The 21,008-nt window shown below is 68.1% G+C and carries 17 protein-coding genes; 10 read left to right on the forward strand and 7 right to left on the reverse strand.

All coding sequences use genetic code 11. The features are described from left to right. Positions 1-115 precede the first annotated feature (115 nt). The 4 genes from QNJ67_08380 (at position 116) to QNJ67_08395 (ending at position 5,871) form a co-directional block, all read left to right on the forward strand. Complete coding sequence (locus QNJ67_08380; protein MDJ0608982.1) at positions 116-1,318, forward strand: N-acetylmuramoyl-L-alanine amidase; 1,203 nt, start codon at positions 116-118, stop codon at positions 1,316-1,318. Positions 1,319-1,408: 90 nt separating this feature from the next. Beyond that, positions 1,409-3,850 (forward strand): penicillin-binding protein 1A, encoded by a 2,442-nt coding sequence (locus QNJ67_08385; protein ID MDJ0608983.1) that lies wholly within the window; start codon positions 1,409-1,411, stop codon positions 3,848-3,850. Positions 3,851-3,914: 64 nt separating this feature from the next. Beyond that, a protein-coding gene (gene prfB, locus QNJ67_08390; protein ID MDJ0608984.1) for a peptide chain release factor 2 occupies positions 3,915-5,049 on the forward strand; the annotation gives its coding sequence in 2 pieces (ribosomal slippage) (positions 3,915-3,983 and positions 3,985-5,049; 1,134 coding nt in all). A 135-nt stretch (positions 5,050-5,184) separates the two neighbouring features. Beyond that, complete coding sequence (locus QNJ67_08395; protein MDJ0608985.1) at positions 5,185-5,871, forward strand: hypothetical protein; 687 nt, start codon at positions 5,185-5,187, stop codon at positions 5,869-5,871. A 3-nt stretch (positions 5,872-5,874) separates the two neighbouring features. On the opposite strand, the gene QNJ67_08400 is transcribed toward QNJ67_08395, so the two are convergent. Beyond that, entirely contained in the window at positions 5,875-6,813 is a 939-nt protein-coding gene (locus QNJ67_08400; protein MDJ0608986.1) for a DMT family transporter, read from the reverse strand. Further along, positions 6,810-7,613, reverse strand: a complete 804-nt coding sequence (locus tag QNJ67_08405; GenBank protein ID MDJ0608987.1) for a ferritin-like domain-containing protein — start codon at positions 7,611-7,613, stop codon at positions 6,810-6,812. Before QNJ67_08405 ends, QNJ67_08400 begins: the two co-directional genes overlap by 4 nt. Before the next feature lie 79 nt (positions 7,614-7,692). Here QNJ67_08405 and QNJ67_08410 point away from each other — a divergent pair, with 79 nt between their 5' ends. The 4 genes from QNJ67_08410 (at position 7,693) to QNJ67_08425 (ending at position 10,916) form a co-directional block, all read left to right on the forward strand. Beyond that, positions 7,693-8,292 carry a cysteine dioxygenase gene (locus QNJ67_08410; GenBank protein MDJ0608988.1) on the forward strand — a complete coding sequence of 200 codons (600 nt, stop codon included), beginning with the start codon at positions 7,693-7,695 and terminating at the stop codon, positions 8,290-8,292. After that, positions 8,289-9,896, forward strand: coding sequence for a rhodanese-like domain-containing protein (locus tag QNJ67_08415; GenBank protein MDJ0608989.1), 1,608 nt, complete (start codon positions 8,289-8,291; stop codon positions 9,894-9,896). The genes QNJ67_08410 and QNJ67_08415 overlap by 4 nt, the downstream gene beginning before the upstream one ends. 4 nt (positions 9,897-9,900) lie before the next feature. After that, positions 9,901-10,419 (forward strand): GNAT family N-acetyltransferase, encoded by a 519-nt coding sequence (locus QNJ67_08420; GenBank protein ID MDJ0608990.1) that lies wholly within the window; start codon positions 9,901-9,903, stop codon positions 10,417-10,419. A gap of 68 nt (positions 10,420-10,487) precedes the next feature. Further along, on the forward strand, positions 10,488-10,916 hold the full coding sequence (locus QNJ67_08425) for a DUF4399 domain-containing protein (protein MDJ0608991.1): 429 nt from the start codon (positions 10,488-10,490) through the stop codon (positions 10,914-10,916). Between the two features lie 24 nt (positions 10,917-10,940). On the opposite strand, the gene bcp is transcribed toward QNJ67_08425, so the two are convergent. After that, positions 10,941-11,405 carry a thioredoxin-dependent thiol peroxidase gene (bcp, locus tag QNJ67_08430; GenBank protein ID MDJ0608992.1) on the reverse strand — a complete coding sequence of 155 codons (465 nt, stop codon included), beginning with the start codon at positions 11,403-11,405 and terminating at the stop codon, positions 10,941-10,943. 222 nt (positions 11,406-11,627) lie between these two features. On the opposite strand from bcp, the gene QNJ67_08435 reads away from it, so the two are divergent. Beyond that, entirely contained in the window at positions 11,628-12,581 is a 954-nt protein-coding gene (locus QNJ67_08435; protein ID MDJ0608993.1) for an NAD(P)-dependent oxidoreductase, read from the forward strand. Between the two features lie 152 nt (positions 12,582-12,733). Beyond that, entirely contained in the window at positions 12,734-13,924 is a 1,191-nt protein-coding gene (locus QNJ67_08440) for a mandelate racemase/muconate lactonizing enzyme family protein (protein MDJ0608994.1), read from the forward strand. Here the strand turns inward: QNJ67_08440 and QNJ67_08445 are convergent. The 4 genes from QNJ67_08445 to QNJ67_08460 all read right to left on the reverse strand — a co-directional run bounded on the left by QNJ67_08445 (position 13,921) and on the right by QNJ67_08460 (position 20,898). After that, entirely contained in the window at positions 13,921-15,450 is a 1,530-nt protein-coding gene (locus QNJ67_08445; protein MDJ0608995.1) for a cryptochrome/photolyase family protein, read from the reverse strand. The genes QNJ67_08440 and QNJ67_08445 overlap by 4 nt on opposite strands. Before the next feature lie 73 nt (positions 15,451-15,523). Further along, positions 15,524-16,615: a Zn-dependent alcohol dehydrogenase gene (locus QNJ67_08450; GenBank protein MDJ0608996.1), complete on the reverse strand. Its 1,092-nt coding sequence runs from the start codon at positions 16,613-16,615 to the stop codon at positions 15,524-15,526. Positions 16,616-16,744: 129 nt separating this feature from the next. Continuing rightward, entirely contained in the window at positions 16,745-17,908 is a 1,164-nt protein-coding gene (locus QNJ67_08455) for a Xaa-Pro peptidase family protein (GenBank protein MDJ0608997.1), read from the reverse strand. Next, positions 17,908-20,898 (reverse strand): bifunctional [glutamine synthetase] adenylyltransferase/[glutamine synthetase]-adenylyl-L-tyrosine phosphorylase, encoded by a 2,991-nt coding sequence (locus tag QNJ67_08460; protein MDJ0608998.1) that lies wholly within the window; start codon positions 20,896-20,898, stop codon positions 17,908-17,910. The genes QNJ67_08455 and QNJ67_08460 overlap by 1 nt, the downstream gene beginning before the upstream one ends. Positions 20,899-21,008 lie beyond the last annotated feature (110 nt).

Below are 21,008 nucleotides of genomic sequence, written 5' to 3' on the forward strand. Positions count from 1 at the left end.
TCGCAATCGGGCAACTGCCTCGAATAGCGGCTGTTTCCGGCGGCCAGGCCGGTCGGACGAGACCTCTGGCAAGACATGAAGCGAGGGATGACGGAACGGTGAGGTTCGGCGCTCCATGGTGAGGCTCTTGGCCGCCGCGGCCGTCTTGCTTCTGGCCTCCGTGCAGGTCGGCTACGCCAAGCCCAGCGTGACCGCGGCCAGAATCGGTGAGCATCCGGACAAGACCCGCTTCGTCATCGAGATTTCCGAGGCCACGCCCTATCGGGTGTTCACCCTGCCGGACCCCTTCCGCGTCGTGATCGATCTACCCGAGGTGGCGTGGCGCCTGCCGCGCGGCGGCGTTCCGCAGGGGGTCGGCATCATTCAGGACCTGCGCTTCGGCCTCTTCGCGCCGGGCCGCAGCCGCGTCGTGCTCGACGTCTCGGTGCCGGTCCGTGTGGCGGGGGTGCGCACGTTGCCGCCGGGCAACAGCAAGCAGGGCCATCGCTTGGTGATCGATCTGCACACCATCGAGCGCGTGACCTTCTTCGCCAGCGAGCGGCGGCCGATCACTTCGAAGCAGCCGCTGCCCAGCGTGCAGTCTGCGAGCCCCGCCAATCTCGAGGCCGCGCCCGAAGGGGACCGCCGTCCGACCGTGGTGATCGACGCCGGGCATGGCGGCGTTGACCCCGGCGCCATCGGCGTCTCCGGGGCCTATGAGAAAGATCTGGTCCTGCGCTACGCACGGGAGCTGCGCAAGCAGCTTCTGGCAACCGGGCGATACCGGGTGGTCATGACCCGCGACGCCGACGTGGTGCTACCGCTGCGCACCCGCACGGCGATCGCCGAGCAGGCGGAAGGCGACCTATTCATTTCGCTCCACGCCAACACGCACCGCAGCGGCAAGATCCGCGGCGCTTCGGTCTACACCATCTCGAAGAAGGCGTCCGACGCCGAGGCCGAATCCCTGGCGGCGAAAGAGAACAAGGCCGACGTCCTCGCCGGCGTCAATCTCGACGGCCAGACCGACGACGTGACGATCATTCTGCTGGACCTGGCTCGGCGTGAAACCGATAATCTTTCCAAGCGCCTGGCTAATACCATGGTGGCCAAGCTCGCCGGCTCCACCAGGATGCTGCGCAATTCGCACCGTTCGGCCGGCTTCGCGGTGCTCAAGTCGCCTACCGTTCCGTCTATCCTCGTGGAGATCGGTTACATGACCAACCGAAAAGAGGAGAAGGCGCTGCGCAGCAAGGCGCATCGCACCAAGCTCACCGCCGCCATGGTCAGGGCGATCGACAGCTACTTCGAATGGCACGAAAGAATGAGCCGCACGTGACAAGGTCATGACTTGGCCACATTCTAAACGCTTTCTTTGCAGTTCGAGACCTAGGGTCCGCCCGACCGGGCCTTTATCGCGGGAAGCCCCATGACGCTCACACTGCGCATTCTGGCATCGTTGTTCACCGGAGGCCTGATCCTGGCGGTGATTGGCGCCGGCGCCTTCGTCTACGTGTTCTACGAATACGGGCAAGACCTGCCCGACTACAAGCAGTTGGCGAAGTACGACCCGCCGACCGTGACCCGGGTGCACGCCGGCGACGGGCGCATCCTGGCCGAGTATGCGGTGGAAAAGCGGGTCTTCGTGCCGGTGGAGGTGATCCCGCAGCGCTTGATCAACGCCTTCATCTCCGCCGAGGACCAGAACTTCTACCACCACCGCGGGGTCGACTTCTTCGCCATCGGCCGCGCCGTCGTGACCAACGTGGGCAACCTGCTGCAGGGCCGGCGGCCGGTCGGCGCGTCGACCATCACCCAGCAGGTCGCCAAGAACTTCCTGCTGAGCAACGAACTCAGGATCGAGCGCAAGATCCGTGAGGCGATCCTGGCCTTCCGGATCGAGCGGGCCTTTTCCAAGGCCCGGATCATGGAGCTCTACCTGAACGAGATCTACCTCGGCTTCGGCTCCCACGGCGTGGCGGCGGCGGCGCTGAACTACTTCAACAAGTCGCTCGACGAGCTCACCCTGGCGGAGGCCGCCTATTTGGCGGCGCTGCCCAAGGCGCCCAACAACTATCATCCGATCAAGCGGCGCGAGGCTGCGATCGCCCGGCGCAACTGGGTGATCGGCCGCATGCTGAAGGACGGGGTGATCAGCGAGAGCGACGCCGAGCTGGCTTGGCAGGAGCCGTTGGAAGTGCGCGCGCGCAGCGCGACCGAGGTTGCCGAGGCGCAGTACTTCGCCGAGGAGGTGCGCCGCGATCTGGTCCGGCTCTACGGCGACGAGAAGCTCTACCAGGGCGGCTTGTCGGTGCGCACCACCCTGGATCCTCGTCTGCAGGAGATCGCCGACAGCACGCTGCGTGCCGGGCTCATGGCCTACGACATGCGCCACGGCTGGCGCGGCCCCTTGCGGCGGATCGACCTCCTGGCCAGCGACTGGCGCGAGGCCATGGTCGACCTGGAACCCCCGCTGGGCGCCGGTGCGTGGCGCCTGGCGATGGTTCTCGACCTGGACGACGAGGGCGCGCAGATCGGATTCAAGGACGGGTTGGTCGGGCGGATTCCCTTCGCCGAGATGGCCTGGGCGCGCCCCTGGATGGAAGACCAGAAGGTCGGCCCCGAGCCGAAGCTGCCCGCCGACGTGCTGACCCGGGGCGACGTCGTCCTAGTCGAAGCGCTGGGCGTCGAGGCGCTCGGCGTCGAGGACGAGGGCTTGCCCAGTGAAGACTACGCGCTGCGTCAGGTGCCCGAGATAGAGGGCGGCCTGGTGGCGCTCGACCCGCACACCGGACGGGTGCTGGCCATGAGCGGCGGCTGGTCGTTCGAGCGCAGCGAATTCAACCGGGCGGTCCAGGCGCAGCGGCAGCCGGGGTCGGCCTTCAAGCCGATCGTCTACCTCGCCGCGCTGAGCGCCGGGTACACGCCGTCGACCATCATCCTCGACGCGCCCTTCGTGATCGACCAGGGCGAGGGCCGCGGCAAGTGGAAGCCGGCCAACTACTCGAAGAAGTTCTACGGCCCGACGCCGATGCGCGTCGGGATCGAAAAGTCCCGTAATCTCATGACGGTCCGCCTGGCCAGGACCGTCGGCATGGATCCGATTATCGAGACCGCCGAGCGGCTCGGCGTGGTCGACAACATGCGGCCCGAGCTGGCCATGGCATTGGGCGCCGGTGAGACCACCTTGCTTCGGCTGACCACCGCCTACGCCATGCTGGTCAACGGCGGCAAGCGGATCATGCCGACCCTGATCGACCGGGTGCAGGACAAGAAGGGCAACACGATCTACCGCCACGACCAGCGGCTCTGCGCCGGCTGCGAGGCCGAGATCTGGGGCCAGCAGGCGGTGCCCCGGCTGCCGGACGAGCGCGACCAGGTAGCCGATCCGCAGAGCGCCTACCAGGTCGTCTCCATGCTGCAGGGCGTCGTACAGCGCGGCACGGGCCGGCGCGTGGCGGCGGTCGGCAAGCCGCTCGCCGGCAAGACGGGAACGACCAACGAGAGCCAGGACACCTGGTTCATCGGCTTCACCCCCGACCTGGCGGTTGGTGTCTTCGTCGGCTTCGACGTGCCGCGTCCGCTCGGCCCGCGCGAGACTGGTTCCAGCGTGGCGGCCCCGATCTTCCGCGACTTCATGGCCGGGGCGTTGGCCGAGGAGCCGGCGATCCCGTTCCGTATCCCGCCGGGTATCCGTCTGGTCCGGGTCAACCTGGAGACCGGCCAGCCGGCCAGGGCGGGCGACCGGCGGGTGATCCTCGAGGCCTTCAAGCAGGGCACCGTGCCAGACGGCCGAGAGGCGCTGATCGACGGCGGCTACGACCCGCGGGTCGGCGGCAGCAGCGTGCCGGGCACCGACGGCTTGTACTGACGCGGTGTGCCGGTCTAAAAGCTCCCGATCTTTCGATGAACCAGCCTTTTCGAGGAGGTAGCCCTTGCGCGCCGAGATCGAAGCGGCGGTCGGCGACATAAGGCAGTCGCTGGCCCTGCTGAGGAGGCATCTTTGACCTGGATGCCGCGACACGACGCCTGGACGAGCTGAACGCCCGGGCCGAGGATCCCGAGCTCTGGAACCGGCCCGAGGCCGCGGAGGCGGTGATGCGCGAGCGCAATCGCCTCGACCGCTCGATCACCGGCTTCCATAAGCTCGAGCAGGACCTCGACGATGCCCTGACCCTGCTCGAGCTGGCCGAGGCCGAATCCGACACGGACACGGCCGGAGAGGCGGAGCAGCAGATCCTAGCGCTCAAGGAGCAGGCCGAGAAGCGCCAGCTCGAGAGCCTGCTGTCCGGTGAGGCCGACGCCAACGACTGCTATCTGGAAGTCAACGCGGGGGCCGGCGGGACCGAGGCGCAGGACTGGGCCGAAATGCTCGTGCGCATGTACACCCGCTGGGCCGACTCCCAGGGCTTCAAGGTGGCCTGGCTCGAGGAGAGCCCGGGCGAGGAGGCAGGGATCAAGTCGACCAGCCTCAAGATCAGCGGCGAGAACGCCTACGGCTGGCTGAAGACCGAGTCCGGCGTGCACCGCCTGGTCCGCATCTCGCCCTATGATTCCCAGTCCCGGCGCCACACCAGCTTCGCCAGCGTCTGGGTCTATCCCGTGGTCGACGACTCCATCGAGGTGGACGTGCAGGACAAGGACCTTAGGGTCGATACCTACCGGTCGTCCGGCGCCGGCGGCCAGCACGTTAACAAGACCGACAGCGCGGTCAGGATCACCCACCTGCCGAGCGGCATCGTCGTGCAGTGCCAGAACGACCGCTCGCAGCACAAGAACCGTGCCCAGGCCATGGCCATGCTGAAGGCGCGTCTCTACGAGCACGAGCTGAAGCGGCGCGAGGCCGAAGCCCAGGCCGAGGCCGACGCCAAGACCGACATCGGCTGGGGTCATCAGATTCGCTCCTACGTCCTCCAGCCCTACCAGATGGTCAAGGACCTGCGCACCGGGGTCGAGACCAGCGATACTCAGGGCGTATTGGGCGGCGGGATCGACAGCTTCCTCGAGGCCGCGCTGGCCCACAAGCTGGCCGGCGGCGAGGCGGGCGCCGAAGAGGCGCCGCCGGCCTGATCGGCCGCGCCCTGTGGGCTCCGTTCACGCTTTTTCAACGCTAGCGGCCGCATCTTACTGGCCTACTGGGGTTTTCGGGGGCTGGGCCGCTGCCGGCCGGGGGCCGTCGATCCGTCAGGTTCGGGAGTGGAAGTCTTGCTGCCCAGCATGCTCTTCGTCAGGGGCCGGCTCGATTTCCGACGGGCGTCGGAGGCCATCTTCCTGGTCTTCCTGTCGACCGCGGCGATCTGCGTGGCCTACAACCTCGTCGTGCTTCATCTGATCGACGAGGAGCCGAACCTCTGGGTCAGCCTGAGCGGCATGGCCCTGCCGGCGGTGAACTTCATCGCCTCGGTGGTGCCGAGCATCGAAGGCTTCTCGGAGAACCTGAGCCAGGCCGCCGGCGGCATGGGCGCCGAGATGGCCAAGCACATCTACTCGATCAACTGGGTCGTGATCGGCTGTGGTGCGTTTCTTGCCCTGATTCCCTTCATCCGGGTGCTCACCATCGTCTCGCGCCAGCCCATATCCATGAAACGGGTGCCGATCCGCGGCCACAACCACAAGCGCGCCACGGTGAAGTACGCCTGCCACCTGTCGAAGGTCTACGCCGCCTTTTCCTTGATCACGGGCGTCGGGATCATTCTGGTGTTCGGCTCGGACAACATCGACCAGATCACCGCAATCGCCGGCAAGAGCAAGTCCTACTGGAGCCTGGAACTGCATCGCGTCGCCGTAATGGCCAGCATGGGCGTGGCCCTGCTGTTCTGGTCGGCGCTCTGGCTGGCGTTCTACCTTCGCGTGCGCCGCAAGGGCCTCGACCAGGTAAAGTGGCGGGAGTAGCCGTCAGTCTCGGGCCGATAGCGGCGGCTTTCGGGTCGCCAGATAAACCCCCGGCAGGACCAGCGCCGCGCCGGCCAGGTGATAGAGCTCCAGGCGCTCGCCGAGCAGCAGGAAGGCCAGCAGCCCGTTGTAGAGCGGAATCAGGTACATGAGCAGACCCGCGGGGCCCGCGCCGAGCACGGCCTGGATGCGCGCGTAGGCCAGGTAGGCGCCGAGCGAGGCGACCACGGCCAGGAACAGAACGGCGCCGATGGTCCGGCCGTCCAGGCTGGGCAGGTCGCCGGACCAGGCTTCGGCCAGGGTGAAGGGCAGGAGCACCACCACGCCGCCCGTGGTGATCGCCGCGAAGCGGACCATCAGCGGCAGGGCGCTCGGCCGGTGGCGCAGCAGGATCGAGTAGAGCGCCCAGCCGATCATGGCGGCGACGATCCAGAGGTCGCCGACCGTGAAGCGCAGGCCAAGCAGGACCGCGAGGTCGCCGCGGCAGATCACCGCCAGCACGCCGGCGAGGCTGAGCGCCACGCCCACCATCTGCCGCGGCCCGAGGACCTCGCCGTAGAACAGCCGCGCCATGACCACGATCAGGATCGGCGAGGCGGCGTAGATCAGGCCGATGTTGGTCGCGGTGGTCGTGTCGGCGCCGATGTAGACGAAGGCGCCGCAGACGCCCATGCCCAGGCCGCCGAGGACCAGCAGGTCCGGCCACTCCCGCGCCAGGACCGACCGGGCCCGCAGCAGGGCCGCCGCCGTCAGCGGCAGCAGCAGCATCAGGGTTACGCTCCAGCGCCAGAAGGCGAGCGCAACCGGCGGGATGAAGTCGTGGGTCGCGCGCGCCGTCAGCATGTTGCTGGCGAAGAGCGCCGGAGCCACGAACAGCAGGACCAGGGCGACCTGTCGGGATCGGGCCGCGGCGCGATCTCCCTCGCGCGCCTCCACTGTCATGTTCCAGCCAGGGGGCGGTAATAGGCCTCTGGCAAACCGGCGGCGTCCCGGCCCTCGGTGTTGAACGGCGGCTTCAGGGCGCCTTTGAAATGGGTCCGGACCATGTCGCCCCAGGCCGCCGCCGGTTCGAGGCCGCGCCGGGCGCAGGCGAAGGCGAACCAGCGCTGTCCGGTAGCGACGTGGCCGATCTCGTCCTGGTAGATAGTCTCGAGGGTCTCGGCGCTCTCCCGGTCGCCGGCCTTGCGCAGTTTGGCGATCATCGCCGGCGTCACGTCCAGGCCGCGCGCCTCCAGCACCAGAGGCACCACCGCCAGCCGGGCGAGCAGGTCGTGGGACGTGTCCTCGGCGGCCTGCCAGAGGCCGTCATGGGCCGGCAGGTCGCCGTAGGCCGCGCCCAAGTCCGCCAGGCGCACCGCCAGTAGGGAGAAATGCAGCGCCTCCTCGTCGGCCACCCGGACCCAGTCGTCGGCGAAGTCGCGCGGCATCCGGTCCGCCACGAAGCGGGCGATCAGGTCCCAGGCCAGGTCCACGGCGTTGAGCTCGATGTGGGCCAGCGCGTGGAGCAGGGCGATCCGGCCCGCCCCGCCGGCAGCGCGGCGCTTCGGCATGTCGCCGGGCCGGCGCAGCACCGGACGCTCGGGACGGGCGGGACGCCGCGGCACCGGGAGCGGGTCGCCCAGCGTCAGCTGACCCGTGCGCCAGGCGGCCGCGGCGTTCCGCGACAGGCGGACCTTGTCTTCCGGCTCGGCGCTGCCCAACACGGCCAGCGCGGCCTGGACGAGGGTATCGGCTTCGGACATGAGGTCCCGGGACTCTTGGCGTCGGCCCTGACATGACACAAGATGACCGGAAGAGCGAGGCACAAAGGGAATCGCCGCCATGCCAGATCAGACGGGGAGCGCACTGGAGCGCCGCCGGCAAGCCGTCGCCCGGTCGATCGACCGGATCCGAGACCACGAGAGGACCCACGGCGTCACACCGGAGGGCCTCGCCGCGATCAAGGACGAGCTGATCGCGCTGGCCGGATCGGCCGAGCTCTTCTCGGCCGAAGCCTTCCCGGCGCCCGATGCGGGCGCCGAGCCGCCCTACGCCCTCTACCTGCTCTCCGAGGACCCGGACCACCGCTTCGCTCTCTACCTCCAGGCCTGCCGGCCCGGTTTCGACGTGCCGCCGCACAACCACACCACCTGGGCCTGCATCGTGGGACTGGAGGGCGAGGAGGAGAACCGCTTCTACCGGCGCGGCGATGACGGCGCGACCAGGACCGGCGGGCAGGCGGTCGGCCCCGGCCAGGGCGTCGCCTTCCTGCCCGACGAGATCCACTCGATCCATATCCACGGGGCAGATCCGGTGCGCAACTTCCATATGTACGGCCTCGCGCTCGACCGGCTCTTCGAGCGGGAGTATTGGTCGGCGAAGGAGGGCGCCTGGAAGGTCTTCGCGCCCCAGGACGACATCATCGACCGGCGGGCCGGATGAGCGCGGCGTCGACCGGGCGGATCACGGCGCCGGCGCTCAAGGCGCAGCTCCGGGCGGGCGGCGAGCTGGCGCTTCTGGATCTGCGCGAGCAGGGCCTTTTCTCCGGCGCCCATCTGTTCCATGCCCGTTCGCTGCCCCTGAGCAGGCTCGAGCTGGACGTCGAGCGGCTGGTGCCGCGCAAGGGAACGCCGGTCGTGGTGATGGACGGCGGCCGGGACGACCTGGCGGCGCGCGGGGCCGAACGCCTCGCCCGCCTGGGCTACCGGGCGGTTCAGGTGCTCGAGGGCGGCGTGGCGGCCTGGGAGGAGGCGGGCTACGAGGTCTTCACGGGCATCAACGTGCCGAGCAAGGCCTTCGGAGAGTTCGTCGAGGTGACCTACGGAACGCCGCACCTGGAGGCCGAGGCGGTGAGCCGCCTGATCGGGAAGCGCGCGAACATGGTGGTCCTCGATAGCCGGCCCTTCGAGGAGTACCACCGCATGAGCATCCCCGGCGGGATCGACACGCCGGGCGCCGAGCTGGTCTACCGGGTGCACGACCTCGCCCCGGATCCTGAGACTCTGGTCGTGGTGAACTGCGCCGGCCGGACCCGCTCGATCATCGGCGCCCAGTCCCTGGTCAACGCCGGCATCCCGAACCGGGTGGCGGCGCTCAAGGACGGCACCATGGGCTGGCACCTGGCAGGCTTGACGCTCGAGCACGGCCAGGAGCGCAGGGCTCCCGACCCCAGCGCGGAAGGTCTGGCCAGGGCCCGGGCGGCGGCCGCGCGGGTCGCCGAGCGCTTCGGCGTCACGCGGATCTCGCTGGCGGATCTGGCGGCCTGGCGGGCGGACGACACGCGAACGCTCTTCCTGCTCGACGTGCGCTCGCCGGCGGAGTTCGAGGCCGGCCACCTGCCGGGGTCCTGTTCGGCGCCGGGCGGGCAGCTGGTCCAGGCGACCGACGAATACGTCGGCGTGCTCGGGGCTCGGATCGTGCTGATCGACGACACCGGGATTCGGGCGACCATGACCGCGTCCTGGCTGGTCCAGATGGGCTGGACAGAGGTCGCGGTGCTCGAGGGTGGCCTCGAGGGGCCCCTGGAGCGGGGGCCGGCGCCGAGCCCCCTGGTGGCCGGCGCGGACCCCGAGGCGCCGCGCATCTCGCCGGCTGCTCTGCAGGCGCTGCAGGCTTCCGGACAGGTGGTTCTGCTGCTCGACCTATCGAGCTCGCCGAGCTACCGGCAGGGCCACGTGCCCGGCGCGGCCTGGACCACGCGGGCCCGGCTCGGCGAACTCGACCGCGACCTGGCCAACCTGGAGCAGCTGGTCCTGACCGCCGAGGAGACCGCCCTGGCCGATCTCGCGGCCGAGGACCTTCGCGCCCGCCATCCGGCGCTCTCCGTCTCGGTCCTGGATGGCGGCCTGGCGGCGTGGCGGGCCGCCGGCTACCCGATCGAGGAGGGCATGACCCGGCCGCTCTCGGAGACCGACGACGTCTGGTACAAGCCTTACGAGAACAGGTCGGCGGTCGAGCAGGAGATGCGCAACTATCTAACCTGGGAGATCGCCCTGGTCGAGCAGATAGAGCGCGACGGCGACGCCGGGTTCCGCCGGTTCGATTGACGCCGTGGTCGAGATCCCGCGAGTCGAGACCGAACGGCTGATCCTTCGGGGCTTTAGGGACAGCGACCTCGAGGCCTACGCCGCCATGGTCGCCGACGGCGAGGTGATGCGCTTCATGGGCGGGCCGAGGCGCCGCGAGCGCGCCTGGTACGATATGGCCTGGGCGCTCGGGCACTGGGACCTGCGCGGCTACGGGCTCTGGGCCGCCGAGGAGAAGGCGAGCGGCCGGCTGCTCGGCCGGCTCGGGCTGATCAATCCCGAAGGCTGGCCCGGCCTCGAGGTCGGCTGGCTGCTGGGCCAGGACTCCTGGGGACGGGGTTTCGCGACCGAGGGCGGGCGCGCCGCCCTGGCCTTCGCCTTCGAGCGGGTCGGCGTCGAGCGCGTGATCAGCCTGATACACCCGGACAACCGCGCCTCGATCCGGGTCGCCGAGCGGCTCGGCGAGAGCTACTGCGGCGCGACGACCCTCGATGGCGTTGACGCCCTGGTCTACGCCATCGAACGCGGCGTATTTGAAAAGTGACGTTGGATGCCGGTGGTCGTCTATTATGGACCGGGCGTTCGTCAGAAACGCGATAGAGGGAGGATCAGATGAGAGCAGACATTCGACTGTTGTTCGGCGCCGCCTTGGCGCTGACCGCCATGACCGGGCTCGTCCGGGCCGGCGAAACGCCCGCACCGGCGGGGGCAAAGGTCTACTTCGTGGAGCCGACCAACGGCGCCGTCGTCGAGAACCCTGTGAAGGTCGTGTTCGGCCTCTCCGGCATGGGGGTCGCGCCGGCCGGCGTCGAGAAGGCGAAGACGGGGCATCACCATCTGCTGATCAACACGCCGCTTCCGCCGCTCGACGAAGGGATCCCGGCGGACGACAACCACGTCCACTTCGGCGGCGGTCAGACCGAGGTCGAACTCACCCTTTCGCCCGGACCGCACAAGCTCCAGCTTCTGGTCGGCGACCACAACCACATTCCGCACGATCCGCCGATCATGTCGGAGGTGATCGAAATCACGGTGAAGTAAGGCGCCCAGCCTGGTGGCGAGGGGCTAAAGCTCCTTCGCCGCTTCCAGCACGGCCTCGACATGGCCGGGCACCTTGACCTTGCGCCACTCGGCGCGCAGCACGCCCTGCTCGTCGATCAGGAAGGTCGCCCGGTCGATGCCCAAGTACTTCTTGCCGTACATGGACTTCTCGACCCAGGTCCCGTAAGCCTCGCACACGCTGCCGTCTTCGTCGGACGCGAGGCGAAAGGGCAGGTCGTACTTGTTCTTGAACTTGTCATGCTTGGCAACGCTGTCCTTGGAGACGCCGACAATTTCGGCGTCGACCGCCGAGAAGTCCGGCAGGGCATCGCGGAACCCACAGGCTTCCTTGGTGCAGCCCGGCGTATCGTCTTTCGGATAGAAGTAGAGCACGACCTTCCTTCCCTTGAGCTCAGAGAGGGAAACCTCTCCGCCGCCGTCGGTCGCCATGGTGAAGTCGGGCGCGGGCGCGCCAATTTCCGTCGTCATCCCTGTCTCTCCTCCAGTTCTGGGTGGCTTGGAGTCCGCTACGGCGCGGACCTCGTCCCGGATCACAGATGGCCGGTGCGCGGGCCAGGTCAAGGGACGGCCGGCGTTCGAGCCCTGGGCGTTGCGGTCCGGTGCATTCCGTTTGATTTTTTCCGGGTCTCTTCCACACTGCGTCCAAGCAACGGCCGGGCGCTTCGCCCGGCTCCTTTTGGAGAAAAGTGAATGAAGATCGGTTTCATCGGCCTCGGCAACGTCGGCGGCAAGCTGGCGGGCAGCCTGCAGCGCAACGGCTTCGATCTGACCGTACGCGACCTCGACCGGTCCACTGCCCAGCCCTTCCTCGACCAGGGCGCAGACTGGGCCGAGAGCCCCAAGGCCATGGCCGAAGCGGTCGATCTCGTGATCACCTGTCTGCCGTCGCCGGCCGCCGTGAGCCAGGTGATGGAGGCCGAGGACGGCGTCATCGCGGGCCTTTCGCCCGGCAAGCTGTGGATGGAGATGAGCACGACCGACGAGGCCGAGGTCAAGCGCCTGGCGCCGCTGGTCGAGGCCAAGGGCGCCCTGCCGTTGGAGACCCCCGTCTCCGGCGGCTGCCACCGGGCGGCCACCGGCAACATCTCGATCTTCGTCGGCGGTGCGCGCGAGGCCTTCGAACGGGCCTTGCCGGCGCTCACCGTCATGGGCCGACGCATTCTCCACACCGGCCCCCTGGGCTCGGCTTCGGTGCTCAAGGTGGTGACCAACTACCTGGCCTCGGTCCATCTGGTGGCGGTCGGCGAGGCGCTCGCGGTCGCCAAGCAGGCCGGCATGGACCTCAACACGGCCTTCGAGGCGATCCGCATCTCCTCGGGCAATTCCTTCGTGCACGAGACCGAGAGCCAGGTGATCCTGAACGGCAGCTACAACATCAACTTCACCATGGATCTCGTGATCAAGGATATGAGCCTGTTCCAGACCGTCGCCGAGCGCGCCGGCGTCCCGCTCGAGCTCTCGCCCGTGGTGCTCGACATCTTCAAGGACGGACAGGAGCGCTACGGCCCGCGCGCCTGGTCCTCGGGCATCGTGCGTCGTCTGGAAGAGGCCTGCGGCATGGAGCTGCGGGCGCCCGGCTTCCCCGAGGAGCTGGTCGACGACGAGCCGGAGGTGCCCGGCGCGGAAGTCGTGGTGCGGACTTAGAGAGAAGCTCTTGAGATCTTGATCGCCGTCATCCTTAGACAGGCTCAGGATGAGGGTCAAGGTTGGACACATATCGCCCTCACCCTGAGCCTGTCGAAGGGTGATGGTGCCAGGTTCGCACCTGTGCTGCGGTTCGACAGGGGAGATCGACCATGAAGATTACCGACGCCAAGACCTTCGTGGTCGGCAACCCGCCGCCGCACTTCGGCGGGCGCTACTGGATCTTCGTCAAGCTGACCACCGACGGCGGGGTCGCCGGCATCGGCGAGGTCTACTCCGTGCCCTTCGGGCCCAAGACCGTCGAGCGGATGATCCTCGACGTCTGCGAGCGCCACGTCATCGGCAACGATCCCTTCGACATCGAGAAGATGTGGCGCCGGGTCTACGGCAGCGGCTACCTGCTGCGGCCCGACGCCTCGCTGATGGGCGTCCTGAGCGGCATCGAGACCGCCTGCTGGGACATCATGGGCAAGGCGCTGGACAAACCGGTCTACGCCCTGCTCGGCGGCAAGGTGCACGAGAGGCTGCGCTCCTACACTTACATCTATCCGGAAGAGGGCGATAAGAGCGACGTCTACAGCGACCCCGACCTGGCCGGCGAGCGCGCCGCCGCCTATGCCGCCAAGGGCTTCACCGCGGTCAAGTTCGATCCCGTTGGGCCCTATACGGTGTTCGATCCGCGCCAGCTATCGATGGAGATGCTCGAGCACTCCGAGCGCTTCGTGAAGACCCTGCGCGAGGCGGTCGGCGGGTCCTGCGACCTGCTGTTCGGCACCCACGGCCAGCTCACCCCGGCGGGCGCGATCCGGCTCGCCCGCCGGCTCGAGCCCTTCGACCCACTCTGGTTCGAGGAACCGACCCCGCCGGAAAACCCGAAGGAGATGGCGCGGGTCGCCCGCCAGACGACGATCCCGGTTGCCACCGGCGAGCGACTGACGACCAAGTACGAGTTCGCCCGGGTGCTGGAGGAGCAGGCGGCTTCGATCCTGCAGATGGCGCTCGGCCGGGTCGGCGGCATACTCGAGGCCAAGAAGATCGCCGGCATGGCCGAGGCCCACTACGCCCAGATCGCACCGCACCTCTACTGCGGCCCGGTCGAGGGCGCGGCCAACATCCAGCTGTGCACCGCGACGCCCAACTTCCTGATCCAGGAGAGCATCCAGGACTGGGGAGGATTCCACGGCGAGATCCTGAAGAAGCCGCTCAGATGGGAGGACGGTTACATCATCCCGCCGAGCGAGCCCGGCCTCGGTATCGAGCTCGACGAGGCGGTTGCCGCCAAGCATCCCTACGAGGGCGACAAGCTGCACCTGGAGATGCAGCAGGATCCAGTGCTGCCTTAGGAAAGACTTTCCAGCACTCTGGCCGCGCTCTCCCGGTAGGCCGCCTTCTTCTCGTCCGCCATGCGGTCCCAGGTGCGGTAGACCTGGGCGAGGCGGGGATTGCCGCGCAGCTTGTCCTCGTTCCGCACCAGGAAGTCCCAGTAGAGCGGGTTGAAGGGGCAGGCTTTCTCGCCGGTTTTCTGCTTCACGTCGTAGCGGCAGGCGCCGCAGTAGTCCGACATCTTGCTGATGTAGTTGCCGCTGGCCGCGTAGGGCTTGGAGCCGAGCAGGCCGCCGTCGGCGAACTGGCTCATGCCCAGCACGTTGGGCAGCTCGACCCATTCGTAGGCGTCGGCGTAGACCGCGAGGTACCACTCGTGCACCTGCTTGGGATCGACGCCCGCCAGCATGGCGAAGTTGCCGGTCACCATGAGGCGCTGGATATGGTGCGCGTAGGCCTCCTCCTTGGTCTGGCTGATCGCGGCCTCCAGGCAGGCCATGTCGGTCTCGCCGGTCCAGTAGAAGCCGGGCAGGTCGCCCGAGGCGGCGAAGAAGTTCCGCTCGCGGTACTCCGGCATCTTGAGCCAGTAGATGCCGCGCACGTACTCGCGCCAGCCGATGATCTGGCGGATGAAGCCCTCGGCGGCGTTGAGCGGGGCCCGGCCGGCGCGATAGGCGGTCTCGACCCGCCGGCAGACCGCCAAGGGGTCGAGCAGGCCGGCGTTGATGTAGAGCCCCAGGATGGAGTGATAGAGGAAGCGCTCGTCCCGTAGCATGGCGTCCTGGTAGTCGCCGAAAGTCGGCAGGGCGGTCTCGATGAAGTGGTCCAGGGCCGCCTCGGCCTGGGCCGCCGTCACGGCGAACCAGAAGGGCTCCAGGTCACCGAAGTTGTCGGGGAAGCGTTCGGCAACCAGCGTCAAGACCTCTCGGGTCACAGCGTCGGGCTCGAAACGCGCGGGGCCCGCCATGTCCAGGTCCGCCCCGGCCGGCTTGCGGTTTTCGGCGTCGAAGTTCCAGCGGCCGCCCTCGGGTTCCTCGCCGTCCATGAGCAGCCCCGTCTCGCGCCGCATCTCGCGGTAGAAGAACTCCATCCGCAGCTGCTTGCGCCCCTCGGCCCAACCTTCGAACGCGGCGCGGGAACAGATGAATCGCCGGTCTTCGAGGACTTCCACCGGCAGGCCGAAGGCCTCGGACCAGCTCTCCACTGCCTCCCGGACCCGCCACTCGCCCGGCTCGGTCACGACTATGCGGGCCGGCCTCTCGCGTTCGAGCGCACGGGCGACCTCGTCGGTGAAGCTGCCGCTGTTGTCCGCCGCGTCGAGCGGAACGTAGTCGACCGTCCAGCCGGCCGCGCGGAGCTCGGCGGCGAAGTGGCGCATCGCAGAGAAGACGAAGGCCAGCTTCTTTTTGTGGTGGCGGACGTAGGTGGCTTCGTCCCGCACCTCGGCCATGAGGACGCGGTCCCGCTCGGAATCCGCCGCCGCCAGGGAGGGCAGGGAATGGGAGAGCTGGTCGCCCAGCACCAGGATGAGGTCGCCGTCGGCCATCGGCCTTGCTCGCTGTCGTGATGAACAGCTGTTCTACGTCGCAAAGGCGGTTCCGGTCTTCCGGTCGTCGGATCTAGGCCTGGTGATCGAAGACGATGACGTTCCGGAGGGCTTCGCCGGTCCTGACCGAGGCGATCGCCTCGTTGATCTGCTCCAGCGGGTAACGGTTGGAGATCAGCTCGTCGAGCTTGAGCCGGCCCTGGCCGTAGAGGTCGATCAGCTTGGGGATGTCCACCCGGAGGCGCGTGCTGCCCATCTTGCTGCCCAGGATGCGCTTGCCGTGGTCGGCCAGATCGAGCGGCTCGAAGGCCGCCTTGGCGCCTTCCGGCGGCATGCCGACGATGACCAGCGTGCCGACCCGGCGGAGCAGGTCGACGGCGTGCTCGATCGCCGTGATGCTGCCGACGGTGACGAAGACGTAGTCGGCGCCCCGGCCTTCGGTCAGCGCCTTGACCTCCTTGACCGGGTCGTCGTGGGTCGGGTTGACCGTGTGCGTGGCCCCGAAGCGCCGGGCCGCCTCGAGCTTGGCGTCAGACAGGTCCATGGCGATCACGAGCTGGGCCCCGGCCAGGGCGGCGCCCTGGACGCTGTTCAGGCCGACGCCGCCGGTTCCGATCACGACCACGCTGCTGCCCGGCGACACCTTCGCGGTGTTGACCACGGCGCCGAGCCCCGTGATGACCCCGCAGGACAGGACCGAAGCGCTGTCCAGGGGAACCGTCTTGGGAATCACCGCGCTCTGGGACTGGTCGACCACCACGTACTCCGCGAAGGCCGCCGTCCTGAGCCCCTGCTTGATCGCAGAGCCGTCCTTGGCGCGCAGCGGACCCTGCTCGTCCAGAGGAAGCGCCGTTTCGCACATGTTGGGATCGCCCTGATCGCAATAGAAGCAGGATCCGCAGGCGCGCAGCAGGGTGACGAGAACGTGGTCGCCCGGCACGATATCGCGTACCCCCGGGCCGACCTCCTCGACCACGCCCGCGGCCTCGTGGCCGAAGACCGCCGGCAGGGTGCCGCCCCAGGCGCCTTCCATGTAGTGGATGTCGCTGTGGCAGATGGCGCAGGCGGCGAGCTTCACCTTGATCTCGCCCTGACGGGGTGGATCGAGGTCGAGATCCTCGATCACCAGGGGCTTTCCGAAGTCGTGACAGACGGCGGCTTTCATGGCGTGCTTCCCAGTCGGATTTGACGATCGTCGTGTAGAGACCCGCATCGGGAGCCGCTAGCCTGGAACCGTCAAAACCCCCCGGAATCCGCCATTTCTCGCAAATAATCATGCTCGAACAAGAGCTTCTCAACCGGCGCCGATGACGCAGAGCTCCTTGGGGTAGGGTGTCAGGACCTCGTGACCGGTCTCGGTGACGACGATGGAATCGCCGACGCGCGTCCCGAACGAGCCGGTCACCGTAATGCCGCCGTCGACCGCGAAGGTCATGCCCGGCTGCAGGACCGTCTTGTCGCCCGCCTTCAGTTCGGGCGCCTCCAGGTAGGAGATGCCAATGGCGCGGCCGGTCCGGTAGCCGGCGCTGAAGCCCGCCCCCCGGTAGACCGCTTCGGCCGCTTCGTGCACGGCCTCCGCCAGGACGCCGGGCCGGATCGCCGCCAGCGCGGCGGCCTGGGCCTCGATCGTCGTTTCATAGACCCGGCCCTGTTCCTCGCTGCACCTGCCGATGAAGAACTGGCGATCGAAACCGAGCTTGTATTGCTTGAACTTCGCCATGTTGCAGAAGCACATGTAGACGGGATCGCCGACTTCCAGCCGGCGGGTGTTCGCCCGGCGATGCACCATCGCCGTATGGCGACCGCTCTGCATGATCTGGAGGTCATAGATCAGGGGCGACACGAAGGCGTCCCAACCCGCGCCGCTCAGGAAGCCGGCCGCTTGGCGGGTTCCGCCCTGGAGCGCGGCGAGGGCGATCTCGTATTCCGGCACGCCCTCCGCCATGACCGCCTTGGCCGCCTCCACCATGGCGACGGCGATCTGGCCGCCCTGGCGCATGATCTCGATTTCCTCGGCGCTCTTGATCATGCGCATCTCGGCCAGGATCGGCGACACATCGCGGCGCGCGCCGGGCTGGCTCGCCTCGGCGAGCGCGGCGGCCACCATGGGCGGAGCTTGAAACTCGTCCCAGCCAAGGCTGGCGGGCCGGCTCTCGTCGAGGGTCCGGGCCAGCACGGCCTCCCAGCGATCGGGGCCGTCGTCCTGCCAGGGACGCAGGTCCTCGATCCAGGTCATGGCGCGTGCCATCTCCAGCTCCATGAGCGGCGTGATGATCATCGGCGCGCCGGCCGAGGGCACCAGGAGGAGGGTCGGACGGCCGAACTCGGGTCCCAGGTAGCCCCAGAGTCCGGCGAGATAGGCGATCGAGTCCTGGTCGGAAATGACGGCGAGATCGATCTCGGCGCTTCTCAGACGCTCCTGGAACGCTGCGGTGTGCCGCTTCGACAGGGCGCGCATCAGTCGCCCGCGCCCGACGGATCCGGCAGCTCCCCGCGCGGGCCTTCGATGATCTCGAAATAGGCCTCCGCCGACTGCTGCGCTGCCATGATCACGCGGTCCTTCAGGGCGGGGAAATCGGCGCAGCCCGTGGCGCGGGCGAGATCGACCTTGAGGCCGTCGGGCGCCGTCTCCTCGTCGAAGTCTTCCTTGCAGGTCAGCCGCAGGAAGGACTGCACCTGGCGAAGCAGCTGCATCGTCTCGATCAGGCGGCCGGCGAGGCTGCGGCCGATCAGGCCGGCTTCGGCGCTCTTGCGGAACGCCGCCTCGGTCGAGGCGTCAAGAATCTCCGGCCGCTCGGCGGCGTGGCGCAGCTGCAGGTACTGGGCGATGAACTCCAGGTCGACCAGTCCGCCGCGCAGGTGCTTGACGTTCCATGCCGATTTCGCACCGTGCTCGCGGGTGATCCGGTCGCGCATCTCGGCGACGTCGCGCAGGAGCCCCGCCGGATCTCGGGGCCGTGTCAGGGTCGCGAGGCGCGCCGCTTCGATCCGGCTGGCGAGACCGTCGTCGCCGGAGACAACGCGCGCTCGGGTCAAGGCCATCTGCTCCCAGGTCCAGGACTCCTTCTCGTGATATCGCTGGAAGGCGGAAACCGAGACGGCGATCGGGCCTGCGGCACCCGAGGGGCGGAGACGCATGTCGATCTCATAGAGCCGGCCCTGCGCGGTCGCCGCCGAGAGCGCGTTGATGAAGCGCTGGGCGAGGCGGCCGAAGTACTGGCTGACCGGCAGGGGTTTCGGGCCGTCGGAGGCCTCGCAATCCGGGTCGGCTTCATAGAGGAAGACCAGATCGAGATCGGAGCTCACGGTCATCTCGCGGCTGCCCAGCTTGCCGAGCGCGAGGACGGCGAGGCCGGGTCCGGGGACCCGCCCGTGGCTTCGCGCCATCTCCTCGGCCACCGGGCCGGCCAGCGCGCCGATCACGGCATCGGCGATGTCGCTGAGCGCCTGGCCGGCCTCCGCGACGTCGGCGCTCCGACGCAGGATCTGGGTGCCGACCTGGAACTTCCGGTCGCCGGCCCAGAGACGGGTCAGGTCGAGCACGTCCTGGAAGTCGCGCGCCTGCGTTAGCGTCGCCGAGAGCTCGCCGCGGAGGTTTGGCAACGGCGGCACGGGCTCGAAGAAGTCCTGGCTGAGCACGGCGTCGAGCAGGCTGGGCTTGCGGCTCAGATGCTCGGCCAGGGCCGGCGCGCTGCCCATGATCCGGGCCAGAAGTTCGAGCAGGGTCGGATTGGCCTGCAGCAGCGAGAAAAGCTGGACGCCGGCCGGCAGACCGGAAAGGAACTCGTCGAACTTTACCAGGGCCCCGTCGGGGTTGACGGTCCCGCCGAGGCTTTCCAGGAGTTTCGGCATCAGCTCGGTCAGGATCTCGCGCGCACGGGTCGAGCGGGTGGCGCGATGACGTCCGTGGTGCCAGGCTCTGACGGTGTTGAACACCAGCGCCCCGTCCTTGAAACCCAGCTCGGCCAGGCTCTGCAGCGTGGCCGCCTCCGGCTCGCCGCCGGTGAAAACCAGGTTGCCGGGTCCCGACAGGGGCTCCGCCTGTTCGAAGAGCTCGGCGTAGGCGGCTTCGACGGCGCGCAGGTGGGTCAGGAACTCGCGTTCGAACGGCGCCAGCTCTGCATGGCCCATGAAGGCGGCGAGTCGTTCGAGACCGGCCGGTTCCTTCGGGATCGAGTGGGTCTGGTGATCATCCATCATCTGAAGACGGTGCTCTAATTTCCTCAGAAAACGATATGATTCTCCCAATTGTATGGCGATCTCCGGATCGATCCGGCCGGCGTCGGCCAGAGCGCGGAGGGCGTCCTCGGTCCGCGCGCTGCGCAGTTCGGGGGCGCGGCCGCCGTAGATCAGCTGCTGGGTCTGGGCGAAGAACTCGATTTCCCGTATTCCGCCGCGACCGAGTTTGACATTGTGACCGGCGAGGCCGATGTCCCGGCTACCCTTCTGCGCGTTGATCTGGCGCTTGATCGAGTGCACGTCCTGTATTGCCCAGAAATCCAGGTGCTTGCGCCAGACGAAGGGCCTCAATTCGGTAATAAACTCGGCGCCGAGCGCCAGGTCACCGGCGACCGGTCGCGCCTTGATCATGGCGGCGCGTTCCCAGTTCTGTCCCATGCTCTCGTAGTAGGACATGGCCGTGTTGTAGGCGATGGCGAGCGGCATGGCCGCAGGATCGGGCCGGAGCCGCAGGTCCACCCGCGCGACATAGCCGTCGCCGGTTCGTTCCTCCATGAGGGTGACCAGGTCCCGCGTCAGCCGCACGAAGGCCTCCTGCACGCTCAAGGGGCCGCGATAATCGATCATGGCCGGGTCGTAGATCACGATGAGATCCACGTCGGAGGAGTAGTTCAGTTCCCGGGCGCCGAGCTTGCCCATGCCGAGGATGGCGTAGCCGCAGCCTTCCAGAGGCTCTTCCGGGTTCCGCACCCCCAAGTGTCCGCGCTCGGCGGCGGTCAGGATAAGGTGGCTTGCGGCTGCGGTCAGGGCAGCGTCGGCGAAGGCGCTCAGCGCCTCGCAGACCCTCGCCAGGGACCAGACCTCGCAGATATCGGCCAGAGCGACGGTCAGCGCGGCCCGTTTCCTCAGCCGCCGAAGCGCGGCCATCAGGGCGCGCCGGTCGGGCCGTTCGCGCGCGGCGCCGTCGACCGCAGCCATAAGGTCGGCGAAAGCTTTGTCGGCGCCCAGCTTCAAGAGGCTGGTAAAGAACCCCATATCTCCGAGAGCGCACTCGGTCAGGAAAGGGCTGTTGGCAAAGATCCCGTTAAGCAGTCGTTGTCCGCGCCGATCATTCGCCAGTGCGCCGGCCAGGCTGCTGCTGTCCGGATCTTCGAGTTTGGCGACGCCCTCGCGCCAGCGCTCGTATCCGATGGCGACGCGTCCCTCGTCGGCCTTGCTCGCCAAGGCTGAATCGGTGTCCAGGAAATGAAGGTCTTGCGACAGGCTCATGGCTCAGGCGTGTAACAATGAGGGTCGCGCAACCTTCTGGTTGGTCATCGCTGCCGTCCGTGCTATGCGGCCCTCCCCGATCATCAGATCAACAGGTCTCGCGGGCGCTG

The organism is Kiloniellales bacterium, from assembly GCA_030064845.1.
GTDB lineage: Bacteria > Pseudomonadota > Alphaproteobacteria > Kiloniellales > JAKSDN01 > JASJEC01.